Consider the following 13,444-nt stretch of genomic DNA (forward strand, 5'->3'; position numbering starts at 1 on the left):
CGCAGTTCACCCATTACGAACTTTTCGTCCAAGCCATCTTCTGAAATTTGCGGTAGGCTCTTCCGTTGATATAAAAGAAAAATGACGTTTTTCCGCTTGCCCTGATCAGCTTTCGCGCGAGGCGGCCCATTTCTTTTTGGCCGGCGACTTTGTCATCGGATAAATAGACGCCGAGCAGCCCCCTGTTGATCAGCCGGTGAAAATTTTCATGCGGAATGCCTTGCAAATGTTCATCCGCTTTTTCAATAAAATGCTGCAGTCTCTGCATCATTTCTTCATGAGACTGATAATACGTACAGAAATTCAGATCGCCTTCAAGCAGATCCTCTTCCTGGTCAATTAAATAATCGAGCAGTATGTGCAGCCCTTGTATGTACGGAAAATAACTGCTGCGGATTTTCTCAGCGGTATGTTCGTTAAAATCAGGCTGAAATGAGTAAGCAACGAGACAGAAAATGCCTAACGTCGATCCGGCGCAGGCCGAGAACTCAAACCACTCCATTTCCGGAAGCTGTGACCGGTACTGCTCAAACCAGGCTTTAAGCCTCGGAACGCGTTCATGCTCAACGACATGCTTATGAACCTGAAGATCGCAATAGTAATCACACAGCTCAAGCAAATAAGGTTTAATGATACCGTAATGTTCTATTGACCCGAGCACCCGCTGGCATGTTCTGACCAGCTCATGAAGATAACCGCCGTCATCCCGCTCCTCTCTGTACTGATAGTACGGCCGCACCTCGGCACCGACCGTCAGCGCGTCACGCATGGAAAGATGAAGCATGCGGAAGTCCTCCGGATCAAGCGAGGTGCTGCGGTCGCACAGATTGTCCAGATAATCACTGATTGTCTGATACGCGATGATAAATTGCACGCATTTCTGTTTCTGCTCTCCCGAAAGCAGGGCTAAAATGCCGCCTCCTTCACAATGAAACGACTTATCGCGGATACTTGCGGCCGCCTGCTGCCGCAGTTCGGTATTTTTAATGGAATCTGATTTTTCCCGCCACATGTTCAATTCCTGATGAACGAGCGGAAAAATTTCCCGATACACTTTTGCCATAAGGTTAAAAGGATGTTCCGGTACTGTCAACATATGCACCCCCAGCGAATTCAAATATACTGATCTGTAAAGGCTTTTGCCGCCTTAAACACAGTTTCTCTTTCAGGTTCATTAAATATTTCATGATAAAGCCCTTCCCATTCCCGGTACGATTTATTATGGGAAGCCACACCGGAAAACCATTTGCGGACTTTCATTTTATCGACGATTTTGTCATCACCGCCCTGCATAAGCAAAAGCGGCACCTTTAAAAACGCATCAGTCGGCACCATAGCGGCATCAATGGTTTTTAAAAGCTCTCTGTACCATCTTACGGATACCTTCGTGACATATAAAGAATCGTTTTGATCCGCTTCAATCATATCCGCATTCCTCGTTGCCATATCAGGTGATAAGCCGGAATCCACTCTGAGGGACGGAGCGAGGACGTTCAGTCCTTTAGACGCAAAATCAAGGACTTTATTGACTTTTATTTGCAGACCCAGACAAGGTGATGATAAAATGAGTGCCGTAATGCGGGGATTTCTCTGCTGCTTAAACCATTCTATCGCAATCAGTCCGCCCATGCTGTGGCCCAAAAGGAAAACGGGCGCTTCAAGCGTTCTCGCTTTATCAATCCATATATCTACTTCATCAATGTATTCTTGGAAAGAGCGAATATGCCCTCGGGCGCGGGTCGACGTTCCCTGACCGGGCAAATCGCCCATCACCACGTTATATCCGGAAGATCTCCACATTTCAACGAGCCATTTATAACGCCCGTGGTATTCGCTCGCCCCGTGGATAATGACAATGGTACCGACGGGCCTGTCTGCTTTCCAAGTCCACATGCAGTTCACCTCTTACATAAATTTAGAGAAAGAAGGATGAGACATGATAATCTACCCTTATAAACAATTTACGCCTGACGTACATCCTGAAGCGTTCATTGCGGATAACGCCGTCATAACGGGCGACGTCGTGATCGGAGAACAATCGAGCATTTGGTTCTCGGCAGTCATCCGGGGGGATGTTGCGCCGACAAGGATCGGAAAAAGAGTCAGCATACAAGACTTGAGCTGTCTGCATCAAAGCCCGAACCGCCCGCTTCTTATTGAAGATGACGTCACGATTGGCCATCAGGTTACACTGCACAGCGCAATCATCAGAAAGAATGCTTTAATCGGTATGGGCTCCGTCATTCTTGACGGGGCGGAAATCGGAGAAGGCGCGTTTATCGGCGCCGGAAGTCTCGTTCCTCCGGGCAAAACCATTCCTCCCGGCTGTCTTGCGTTCGGCCGGCCCGCAAAGGTTATCCGCCGGCTGACAGAAGAAGACATACGGGACATGGAAAGAATCAGAACGAAATATGTTGAAAAAGGCCGATACTATAAAACAATGCAAGAGAAATAAAAAAGATCAGCTTTGTTTTACTACTGTACCATTTTTCAAAATATTATTTAAGTAAAAACCATTTGCATTCTCCCGATTGTCAGGAAACAGAAGCAAAATGTTCAGGAATTTGTTTTATTCTTCCCCCTTTTACCCGATCCTATGAAAAAAGAGCCCATTTCAGCGGGCTCTTTTTTTACGCTTTTTCGGCGAATGTCTGTCCGTTTTCCAGATCTATGTCTTTTCTTTTATGGAAACCTTTGCCGTAATAGGCGGCTAATAATATGCCGAACCAGACAGGACCGATGATGACGGCCACCCTGGTCTCTGCATCAAAAGCCATCAGCACAACGACAAAAGCCAGAAATGCCAGCGAGATATATGAGGAAAAGGGGTATAAAGGCATTTTATATTTGAGTTTTTTCCGTTCTTCCGGCTGTAAGCTTTTACGGTATTTCATTTGGGAAAGCAAAATAATCGACCATGTCCAAATTGCTCCGAACGTCGCAATGCTCGTCACCCACGTAAACACTTTCGCCGGCACCACGTAGTTCAGCAAAACGCCGATGCATAACGCACCCGCTGAAACCAATACCGCTTTTCCCGGCACACCGCCTTTTGTGACCGTACCGTATGCTTTAGGCGCTTCATTTTGCTCCGCCAGATTGAACAGCATACGCCCCGTGCTGAAGATCCCGCTGTTGCAGGAAGAAAGAGCCGCCGTCAATACGACAAAATTAATGATTCCGGCTGCAGCGGGTATTCCGATTTTTTCAAATGTCAAAACAAACGGGCTTCCGCCTGAACCGATTTCCTGCCACGGATAAATTGACATAATGACAAACAAAGCTCCGACGTAAAAAATGAGAATGCGCCAAAAAACAGTATCTATGGCCCGCGCCAGTGATTTTTCCGGATTTTTGACCTCACCGGCTGTGACACCGATCAGCTCAATCCCGAGATAAGCAAACATGACCATCTGAAGCGACAGCAGCACCCCTTTAATCCCATTCGGGAAAAAGCCGCCGTGGCTCCATAAATTGCTGATTCCGAGCGCAACGCCTCCGTTTCCGAGACCGAATACGATCATCACCAGACCGATCGCGATCATTGACAGAATCGCCAAGACTTTAATGAGCGCAAACCAGAATTCAAGCTCACCGTACGCTTTGACCGCCAGAAAGTTGACAGCCGTCATAATGACGAGTGCACAAAGCGCCCAGATCCATGACGGCACGTCAGGGAACCAGTAGCCCATATAAATGCCGACCGCGGTGATTTCCGCCATGCAGGTAACGACCCATAAAAACCAATAATTCCAGCCTGTTAAAAACCCGGCAAGCGGGCCGATATAATCTCTGGCATACCGGCTGAATGAACCGGCTACAGGCTTTTGAATCGCCATTTCCCCCAATGCCCGCATAATAAAAAACATAATCAGTCCGCTGCAGGCGTAAGCGGCTAAAATCCCCGGCCCGGCAAGCTTTATGGCAGAAGCAGACCCGAGAAACAGCCCGACTCCAATCGCGGCGCCCAACGACATAAGCGAGATATGCCGCTCTTCCAAGCCGCGGTGAAGCGTTTTTTCTTTGTTTTGCATAACTCTCCCTCCCCCTGATTTTGACAAAGAAACAACAAACCGAGACGAAATAGCCAGAAAACTTTTTCAGGAATCTACCCGATTAGTCCTATTATAACCTTTTTCTGAATATTGCGTAATACTTTGTCGAAAACAGAGCGGAATAGACGGTTTACAAAAAACAATAGAAAAAAGGCTTTCGATAACTCGAAAGCCTTTTGGATTAAACGAAAATGACTTCTTTCGGCTGATGATTCAGCTCTTCCGGCACCAGTCTTTTTTCGACATTGATGCTGTGCCAGATCATGAAGATCAGCACGGTCCAGATTTTGCGGCTGTTGTCCGCTCTGTCGGCACAATGATCTTCCAGAAGCTGAAGGACATAATCCTTTTCAATATAAGCGTCTGTTTCACTTTCGCGAATGATGTTGCGAACCCATTCGTTCATTTCATTTTTCAGCCAGTGGCGGATCGGCACAGGGAAGCCGAGTTTTTTGCGGTTAAGCACATGATCAGGCACTACCCCTTCAGCAGCTTTGCGCAGAAGGTATTTCGTCGTGCCGTTTTTCGTTTTCAATTCATCCGGAATTTTTGAAGCTACGTCAAACACGACTTTATCAAGGAACGGCACGCGCAGTTCCAATGAGTTGGCCATCGTCATTTTGTCAGCCTTTAACAGGATGTCGCCGCGCATCCACGTATGGATGTCAACATACTGCATTTTATTAATGTCGCTGTATGAACGGCTTTCCGTAAAGTACGGCTTCGTGACATCACGGTATGAAAGCTCTGGATTGTAATGTTTGAGCAGCTGTTTTTTCACGGGCTCTTCAAAAATCTTCGCATTACCGATATAGCGCTCCTCAAGCGGTGTGCAGCCGCGGACTAAGAGGCTTTTCCCTCTCATTCCTTCAGGCATGACGGACGCCACATGAAGAAGCATTTTTTTCAGACCGGACGGAATGCGTTCAAACGGTTTAAGCGAAAGCGGTTCGCGGTAAATATTGTACCCGCCGAACAGCTCGTCCGCGCCTTCCCCGGATAACGCGACCGTTACATGCTTTTTCGCTTCTTTCGCGACAAAGTACAAAGGAATCGCCGCCGGATCTGCAAGCGGGTCATCAAAGTGCCAGACGATTTTCGGAAGCTCGTTCATATACTCCTCAGGAGAAATGACTTTGCTGATATTTTCAATACCAAGCGCGGCAGCCGTTTCCTTCGCTACGTCAACCTCACTGAAGCCCTGCTGCTCAAAACCGACGGAAAATGTTTTAAGGCTCGGGTGAAATTCTTTCGCAACTGAAACGATAAAAGAAGAGTCGATACCGCCGGATAGAAACGAACCGACAGGAACGTCACTTCTCATGTGAACTTTGACAGAGTCAAAGATTGCGTCTCTGACTTCTTTCACCAATTTATCTTCATCAGACTGAACAGGCTTGAAGTTCGCTTTGAAATATGTTTTAAACGCGATGTCGCCTTCCGGGCGGATCGTAAACTGGCTGCCCGGTTCGACTTTTTTCACTTCAGCGTCAAGCGTGCTCGGTTCAGGAACGAATTGGAAAGACATATATTGCTGTAAAGAAGCTGTATCAAGATCAATACCGTTTTGAGCGGCCATTAAACTCTTTCTTTCAGATGCAAAATATACTTTGTCCCCGATGGTTGTGTAATACAGCGGTTTAATTCCGAACGGATCTCTCGCGCCGTACATGACGCGGTCAGCTTTGTTCCAGATTAAAAACGCAAACATTCCGCGAAGCTTTGAAGCGGCTTCTTCTTTATAATGACGGTATGTCGCAAGGAGCACTTCGGTATCGGAATCTGTATTGAAAGTGTAGCCTTTCGCTTCAAGCTCTTCTCTCAATTCAATGTAGTTATAGATTTCGCCGTTAAAAATGATCCAATATTTTTCGTCTTCATATGATAAAGGCTGTCCGCCGTTTTCTACGTCAATAATACTGAGCCGTCTGAAGCCGAATCCGACGTGCTCGTCATGATAATACCCATCGCTGTCAGGACCGCGGTGAACGATCATTTGGTTCATTTGTTTGATTAGCTCTTCTTGATCTGCGGTTTGAGTTAATGGATGCTTATTAAAAACACCGACAAATCCACACATAGTATAGCCTCCATAAGTGTAATTTTCTAATTAGACCCCCTTTTTATAGACGCTTTGTTACGCCATTGGTTTCACGCTATGTAAAAAATAAGCATGGCAGCATCTACAAAAAGGGAAAGCCGCTTAAGTAAGCGGCTATAAAATTATTCTCCTAGTGCTTCTTTGCGAAGCGCATCCGCCTTGTCAGTACGCTCCCAAGGAAGATCCACATCATGCCGTCCGAAGTGGCCGTAAGCAGCTGTCTGCTTATAGATCGGGCGGCGCAGGTCAAGCATTTTAATAATGCCGGCAGGTCTCAGGTCGAAGTTATTCCGTACGACTTCGATCAGTTTTTCTTCAGAAGCTTTTCCAGTATCAAATGTATTGATGGAAATAGAAACAGGCTGTGCCACGCCGATTGCGTATGCAAGCTGCACTTCACAAGAATCAGCAAGACCTGCTGCCACGATGTTTTTCGCTACGTATCTCGCAGCGTATGCCGCAGAACGGTCTACCTTCGTCGCATCCTTACCGGAGAATGCGCCGCCGCCGTGACGTGCATATCCGCCGTATGTGTCAACGATGATTTTACGGCCGGTCAGACCCGCATCACCTTGAGGCCCGCCGATTACGAAACGTCCCGTAGGGTTGATGAAGTATTTTGTTTCTTCATCGATCAGTTCCTCAGGCACGACAGGGTTAATGACATGCTCTTTCAGATTGCGCTGAATCTGCTCAAGCGTAATTTCCGGGTGGTGCTGAGTTGAAATAACGATCGCGTCGATGCGGACCGGCTTGTTGTTTTCATCATATTCAACGGTAACTTGCGTTTTGCCGTCAGGGCGAAGGTACGGAAGAATGTCTTCTTTGCGGACTTCGCTCAAACGGCGGGCTAGTTTATGCGCCAAAGAGATCGGAAGCGGCATAAGCTCTTTCGTTTCGTTACACGCATAACCAAACATCAGGCCTTGGTCTCCCGCTCCGATTGCTTCGATTTCAGCATCGCTCATTGTGCCTTCACGCGCTTCAAGTGCCTGATCGACACCCATTGCGATATCCGCAGACTGTTCATCAATTGATGTTAAAACAGCGCAAGTCTCCGCATCAAATCCGTATTTGGCGCGTGTGTAGCCGATTTCTTTAATCGTTTCACGGACTGTTTTCGGAATGTCAACGTATGTTGACGTAGTAATCTCTCCGCTTACCAGCACAAGTCCTGTCGTTACAGATGTTTCGCAGGCCACGCGCGCGTTCGGGTCATTTTTTAAAATCTCATCTAAGATACTGTCAGAAATTTGGTCACAGATTTTGTCCGGATGACCCTCAGTAACAGATTCAGATGTAAATAGTCGACGGTTTTTACTCATTCACTTTTCCTCCTGAAAAAAGATCTTTTGCAAGACCTTCTCATATGATACGGAACTCGCTCCCTCTTAATACAATGTCATACTATATCAGAGAATGTTAATTGGCATATTTTATGAAATAAAAAAACCTTTTCCACTCGAGGAAAGGGTTTGGTCTGTGTGCCTTTCACTCTTATCGCTCAAGGAAAATATTAAACCTTGCATCAGGTTAGCACCTTGGTTTCCCACAGTGTTTTCACCTGCTTTTTTACAGAGAAACCGGTTGCTGGGCTTCATCGGGCCTGTCCCTCCGCCAGCTCGGGATAAGAGTATCCGCTCAATGAAATATCTTATCGTAAAAGGGCGGAAAGTGTCAATATGAATTAAAGCGATTGCGCGCCTTTATTTCGGGAAGCAATGGAAAAACACAAACAAAAAACCGTAAATAGTATAGACTATTTTCAGATATATGTTATACTAATTCCACATTCAGCGAAATACAAATAAACCGGCAAAGGAAGGTTTTTATGAAATTAGTTGATTTAACCGCAGATCTTCAAGCATTACTTGCAAGTCCGAATGTGCATCATAATTTATCGGCTCCAAAACTTACCGAAAAAGTGATCAGCCGAAATGAAGGAACGCTGACATCAACGGGCGCCGTACGCGCCACTACCGGCGCATATACAGGCCGGTCACCTAAAGATAAATTTATCGTCCGTGAACAAAGCACAGAAAATCAAATTGATTGGGGCGCGGTGAATCAGCCCATTTCTGAAGAGGCGTTTGAAAAGCTGTACGCCAAAGTCGTCAGCTACTTAAAACAGCGGGATGAACTGTTTGTGTTTGAAGGATTCGCGGGAGCGGATGAAAAATACAGACTGCCGATTACGGTCGTAAATGAATTTGCGTGGCACAATTTATTCGCGCGCCAGCTGTTTATCAGACCGGAAACGGATGAAAGAGACCCGCAAGCGCAGCCTTTCACCATTCTCTCAGCTCCGCATTTTAAAGCAGACCCGGAGACGGACGGCACGCATTCGGAAACATTTATCATTGTCTCTTTCGAAAAGCGCGTCATTTTAATCGGCGGTACCGAATACGCCGGAGAAATGAAAAAATCAATATTCTCCATTATGAACTTCCTGCTTCCGCAGCAGGATATACTGCCGATGCACTGCTCAGCCAACGTCGGTGAAAAAGGCGATGTCGCCCTGTTTTTCGGCCTTTCCGGCACAGGGAAAACGACGCTTTCAGCCGATGCGGACCGCAAACTGATCGGAGATGACGAGCACGGCTGGTCAGATTCCGGCGTTTTCAACATTGAAGGCGGATGTTACGCTAAATGTATCAATCTGAGCGAGGAAAAAGAACCGCAGATTTTTCGTGCGATCCGCTTCGGGTCTGTTCTTGAGAATGTCGTGCTTGATGAAAAAACGGGTGAAGCGGATTACGACAATTCCTTCTACACGGAAAACACAAGAGCCGCATATCCGATTGAGATGATCGGCAATATCGTGCAGCCGAGCATTGCCGGCCATCCGCAGGCGATCGTCTTTCTAACGGCGGACGCATTCGGCGTGCTTCCTCCGATCAGCAAACTGACGAAGGAACAGGCGATGTATCACTTCTTAAGCGGATACACCAGTAAACTCGCAGGAACCGAACGCGGCGTGACATCTCCGCAAACGACTTTCTCGACGTGCTTCGGTTCACCGTTCCTTCCGCTTCCGGCGCATGTATATGCCGAAATGCTCGGGCATAAAATCGACGAACACGGCGTTCAAGTCTTCCTGGTCAACACAGGCTGGACCGGCGGAGGGTACGGAGTCGGAGAACGGATGAAACTTTCGTATACAAGAGCGATGGTCAAGGCCGCTATTGACGGCAGACTGAACCAGACTGACATGACGGCAGACAGCATTTTCGGCCTGCACAGTCCCGTTCATGTTCCGGGCGTGCCGGATGAAGTTCTTCAGCCTGAAAACACATGGAGCGATAAACAAGCATACAACGAAAAAGCGCTGTTTTTAGCCAATGAGTTTAAAGAAAACTTTAAAAAGTTTTCCCATGCAGACTCGATTGCCAAAACCGGCGGACCTCTCGTGTAATCAAAAAAGCCAAGGGCGTTTATGCCCTCGGCTTTTGTTTTTTCAGTTTGTCGAATGAAGCGAAGTGAGTCTGTATGTAATGCTTGTCCGGCCGTTCGCCCATTCGAGCTTTTGGACCTCGCCGGTGCCGGATTTCTCTCCGGTTTTCGTTTTGCGCACGTCCATCGGAATATCAAGAGGATAGACGCGGTAGCCCTCTTTCTCCAATAAAAAGATATTTTCCTCTATCCGTTTTTCATTGCCTTTTGTCACAATCATGGTATTAAATTCAACAGGCATTCCCAAAATGAAAATCCCCTTTCATTCTCTTATTCTTTATTATCATATCATAAATCAGACATCTTACCGTGTCTTCATCCATTCCGCCAGCCGCCGGACAATGCGTCTGTTTTCCTGCGGCGGAAAATAATGCGTAAAACCGCTGTAATACCAAGTTTCCACCGGTTTCCCCGCCTCTTTCAGCTTGTCCTCGATCATCCGGGCGTGTTCGATCGAAACATTTTCATCATTCTCTCCATGGATGAGCAGCACAGGGGCCTGAATGCGGTCTGCTTTTTCAAACGGCGAACGCCATCTGTATTCATCCGGCACCTTTTTCGGCGTGCCGCCGATCACCCGCTTCATCATCCGCCGCATATCCTTCCGCTCTTCATAAGTCAGCACCATATCGCTCACACCGCCCCATGAAACGAGTGAAGCCGCTTGATGCCCCATTTCAATCGCGGTCAAAAGCCCCATGATTCCGCCCCGGGAAAAACCGAAAATATGCACCCGCCCTTCCCTGACGTTCGGATGCTCCCGAAGCAGGCGGAAAGCGGAAAACGCGTCCTCTCTGTCCTCTCCCGCAAAATCTTCATTTCCCTCGCCGCCCTGGTTGCCTCTGTAATAAGGCGCAAACACGACAAAGCCTTGGGAAGCGAATTGAACGATTCTCCCGGGGCGTACCATGCCGACATTTTTTATGCCGCCGCGCAAATATAAAAAACCGTCATATGTTCCCGGCGCCGCAGGCTCGGCAAGGAGCCCCTTTACCTTCAGCCCTTCTGACTCATAGCATACCGCAAAGAGGCGGACATGCGGACTCGGAGACGGGAACCTTTTCTTTTCTACCAGCAAAACAATGCGCCTCCTTAGATCATCAGTTTTTTTATTCTTTCCCAACGTGAATATGGGCACTCACACATTTTTTATACCCATCATACGATATGTAAAGCAGAAAAGGTTATTTTAACGCTTAAAACAAGGAGGTTACACCGTGAACAAATGGCTCAAAGCGGGCTGCGTTTTTGTCATATGCGCCTTTTTCCTGCTCATTCTTCCGGCTTGCAGACAGGAAGAAAGTCTGACGAAGGTAAAGGTGGCGGAAGTCACACACTCCATCTTCTATACGCCTCTGTATGTCGCTGAAGCAAAAGGTTTCTTTAAAAAAGAAGGGCTCCAAGTGTCACTTCAAACAACATGGGGCGGAGACAAAACGATGACATCGCTTTTGTCAAACGGGTCAGACATCGCGCTGGTCGGTTCTGAAACATCCATTTACGTGGAGGCGCAGGGAGCAAAAGATCCGGTCATCAATTTCGCGCAGCTGACGCAGACGGACGGCACATTTCTCGTGTCGCGGAAGGATGAGAAATCATTCAAATGGAACGATTTAAAAGGAAAAACATTTCTCGGCCAGCGAAAAGGCGGCATGCCCCAAATGGCCGGTGAGTACGTCCTGAAAAAGAATCACATAGAGCCGAAAAAAGACATTAACCTCGTTCAAAACATTGATTTCGCCAATATTTCCAACGCATTCGCATCCGGAACGGGTGATTATGTGCAGCTGTTTGAACCGACGGCATCCCAATTTGAAAAAGAAGGCATCGGTCATATCGTCGCATCCTTCGGAGAAGCTTCCGGCCAAGTGCCATACACAACCTTTATGGCAAAAGAAAGTTATTTGAAAAACAATGAAAAGACGGCGGAAAAATTCACCCGCGCCATCTATCGCGCCCAGCAATGGGTGGAAAGCCATCCGGCCAAAGACATCGCAAAAACGATTCAGAAGGAATTTGCCGATACAGACCCGGCCATTATCGAAACATCGATAGAGCGCTATAAAAAACAAAAGTCATTCTCTGCAGACCCAGCTCTGCAAAAGGATGAATGGGAACTGCTTCAATCTATTATGGATGAAGCCGGAGAGCTCCCGAAACACATTCCGTACAGCAAACTCGTCAACACAAAAATCGCCAAAAAAGTCACCTCAGAACAATAGGAGGAACATGAATGTCTTTTTTACATGTGGATCATGTAACACATACTTATTTCTCGCTTAAAGAAAAGACAACCGCCGTGAAAGATATACATTTTCAGATTGAAAAAGGGGATTTCATCTCCTTTCTCGGGCCGAGCGGATGCGGAAAAACAACACTCCTGTCCATTCTGGCCGGCCTTATCACCCCTGCGCAAGGCCGGGTGCTGATCGAAGGAAGCGTGCCGAACCATAAAGAACACCAAATTGGTTATATGCTTCAGCAGGATTATTTATTTCCTTGGAAATCAATTGAGGAAAACGTGCTGCTCGGTTTACACATTTCAAAAACATTAACAGAAGAAAAAAGAGCTGAAGTTCTCAGCCTTCTGCCTAAGCTCGGATTAATCGGCGTTGAAAAGAAATATCCGAAAGAGCTCTCAGGCGGAATGCGGCAGCGGGCGGCACTTGCCAGAACTCTTGCGCCGGACCCTGGACTGCTGCTCCTTGATGAACCGTTTTCCGCGCTGGACTTTCAAACGAAGCTTTCTTTGGAAAACCTTGTCTTCAGAACATTAAAGGATTTTCAAAAAACCGCCGTGCTCGTCACCCACGATATCGGTGAAGCCATCGCCATGAGCGATACGATCTATTTATTTTCGAATCAGCCGGGCACCATCCACCAAATATTCACCGTGCCTAAGGAGCTCGCGGCTTTAGATCCGTTTGACGCGCGTCAGGATCCGGCCTTTCAGCCGCTGTTTCAAACCATATGGAAGGAGCTGAATTCCCTTGAAAAACAGCAGCGGCACGATTGAACAGCTTCATCAGCAGTTTAAGAAAAGACACCAAAAAGAAAAGCTCCGGATCCGTGCGTATCAGGCCGCCATTTTCATCGTATTTTTTGCCGGGTGGGAAATATCGAGCAGGGCGGGCTGGATCGATCCGTTAATCTTCAGCTCACCCTCCGCCGTTTGCAGGCTTTTAGTTGAAAAGATTGCGGACGGATCCCTTGCGGCGCACATCGGCGTAACCTTAGGAGAAACCGTTCTCGGCTTTTTGCTCGGCACACTTCTCGGCACATGCCTCGCCGCTCTGTTATGGTGGTCAAACCGGCTCGCCCGGGTTTTAGACCCGTACCTCGTCATTTTAAACGCGATGCCGAAGGTCGCACTCGGACCGATTCTCATCGTGGCACTCGGACCGAATTTCACAAGCATTGTCGCCATGGGAGCAGTCATCAGTGTCATTATCACGACAATCGTCGTCTTTACGGCTTTTCAGGAAGTGGATGAAAGCTATATTAAGGTGATGAAAACATTCGGAGCGAAAAGAAGCATCATGTTTAAAGAAGTCATTCTGCCGGCATGCGCCCCCGCGATTATTTCCGCGCTTAAAGTGAACGTCGGTTTATCCTGGGTCGGTGTCATCGTCGGCGAGTTTCTCGTTTCCGAAAAAGGTCTGGGCTACATGATCATTTACGGATTCCAGGTCTTCAATTTCACTCTTGTGTTCTTAAGCCTTCTGATCATCGCGATTTTTGCGACATTGATGTATCAGGGAGTCGAACTGTTAGAAAGAAAATGGACGAAAGGAAAAATATAAAAAAGACCCGTGCGTAAGCGCCGGGTCTCCGT

The 13,444-nt window shown here is 47.3% G+C and carries 12 protein-coding genes and 1 riboswitch; of the genes, 5 read left to right on the plus strand and 7 right to left on the minus strand.

Annotated features, from left to right (window positions below):
• Window positions 1-13: 13 nt before the first annotated feature.
• Entirely contained in the window at window positions 14-1,093 is a 1,080-nt protein-coding gene (locus L3V45_RS14270; RefSeq protein WP_003152263.1) for a tetraprenyl-beta-curcumene synthase family protein, read from the minus strand.
• Window positions 1,094-1,113: 20 nt separating this feature from the next.
• Window positions 1,114-1,893: an alpha/beta hydrolase gene (locus L3V45_RS14275; protein ID WP_003152261.1), complete on the minus strand. Its 780-nt coding sequence runs from the start codon at window positions 1,891-1,893 to the stop codon at window positions 1,114-1,116.
• Between the two features lie 46 nt (window positions 1,894-1,939).
• Between L3V45_RS14275 and L3V45_RS14280 the strand changes: the two genes are divergently transcribed.
• Complete coding sequence (locus L3V45_RS14280) at window positions 1,940-2,455, plus strand: gamma carbonic anhydrase (RefSeq protein ID WP_236837444.1); 516 nt, start codon at window positions 1,940-1,942, stop codon at window positions 2,453-2,455.
• A gap of 175 nt (window positions 2,456-2,630) precedes the next feature.
• Here the strand turns inward: L3V45_RS14280 and alaP are convergent, their stop codons facing one another.
• The 3 genes from alaP to metK form a co-directional block, all read right to left on the minus strand.
• Window positions 2,631-4,034, minus strand: coding sequence for an alanine permease AlaP (gene alaP, locus L3V45_RS14285; RefSeq protein WP_003152257.1), 1,404 nt, complete (start codon window positions 4,032-4,034; stop codon window positions 2,631-2,633).
• A gap of 202 nt (window positions 4,035-4,236) precedes the next feature.
• Complete coding sequence (gene asnB / locus L3V45_RS14290) at window positions 4,237-6,135, minus strand: asparagine synthase (glutamine-hydrolyzing) (protein ID WP_003152255.1); 1,899 nt, start codon at window positions 6,133-6,135, stop codon at window positions 4,237-4,239.
• 143 nt (window positions 6,136-6,278) lie between these two features.
• On the minus strand, window positions 6,279-7,481 hold the full coding sequence (gene metK, locus L3V45_RS14295) for a methionine adenosyltransferase (protein WP_003152253.1): 1,203 nt from the start codon (window positions 7,479-7,481) through the stop codon (window positions 6,279-6,281).
• Between the two features lie 169 nt (window positions 7,482-7,650).
• Window positions 7,651-7,790: riboswitch (SAM riboswitch) on the minus strand.
• Window positions 7,791-7,987: 197 nt separating this feature from the next.
• Here metK and pckA point away from each other — a divergent pair.
• Window positions 7,988-9,571: a phosphoenolpyruvate carboxykinase (ATP) gene (gene pckA, locus L3V45_RS14300; protein ID WP_024085712.1), complete on the plus strand. Its 1,584-nt coding sequence runs from the start codon at window positions 7,988-7,990 to the stop codon at window positions 9,569-9,571.
• Between the two features lie 42 nt (window positions 9,572-9,613).
• On the opposite strand, the gene L3V45_RS14305 is transcribed toward pckA, so the two are convergent.
• On the minus strand, window positions 9,614-9,856 hold the full coding sequence (locus L3V45_RS14305; protein WP_003152249.1) for a DUF2584 domain-containing protein: 243 nt from the start codon (window positions 9,854-9,856) through the stop codon (window positions 9,614-9,616).
• A gap of 57 nt (window positions 9,857-9,913) precedes the next feature.
• Window positions 9,914-10,687: an alpha/beta hydrolase family protein gene (locus L3V45_RS14310; RefSeq protein WP_015418056.1), complete on the minus strand. Its 774-nt coding sequence runs from the start codon at window positions 10,685-10,687 to the stop codon at window positions 9,914-9,916.
• A gap of 139 nt (window positions 10,688-10,826) precedes the next feature.
• Between L3V45_RS14310 and L3V45_RS14315 the strand changes: the two genes are divergently transcribed.
• The 3 genes from L3V45_RS14315 to L3V45_RS14325 are packed head-to-tail and all read left to right on the plus strand — an operon-like array spanning window position 10,827 to window position 13,412.
• Complete coding sequence (locus tag L3V45_RS14315) at window positions 10,827-11,831, plus strand: ABC transporter substrate-binding protein (RefSeq protein WP_015387821.1); 1,005 nt, start codon at window positions 10,827-10,829, stop codon at window positions 11,829-11,831.
• Between the two features lie 11 nt (window positions 11,832-11,842).
• Window positions 11,843-12,625 (plus strand): ABC transporter ATP-binding protein, encoded by a 783-nt coding sequence (locus L3V45_RS14320; protein WP_003152246.1) that lies wholly within the window; start codon window positions 11,843-11,845, stop codon window positions 12,623-12,625.
• Window positions 12,600-13,412: an ABC transporter permease gene (locus tag L3V45_RS14325; RefSeq protein WP_196616081.1), complete on the plus strand. Its 813-nt coding sequence runs from the start codon at window positions 12,600-12,602 to the stop codon at window positions 13,410-13,412. Before L3V45_RS14320 ends, L3V45_RS14325 begins: the two co-directional genes overlap by 26 nt.
• The last annotated feature ends 32 nt before the right edge of the window (window positions 13,413-13,444 follow it).

The sequence above is a fragment of the Bacillus sp. R45 genome, assembly GCF_021729365.1.
Classification (GTDB): Bacteria; Bacillota; Bacilli; order Bacillales; family Bacillaceae; genus Bacillus; species Bacillus velezensis.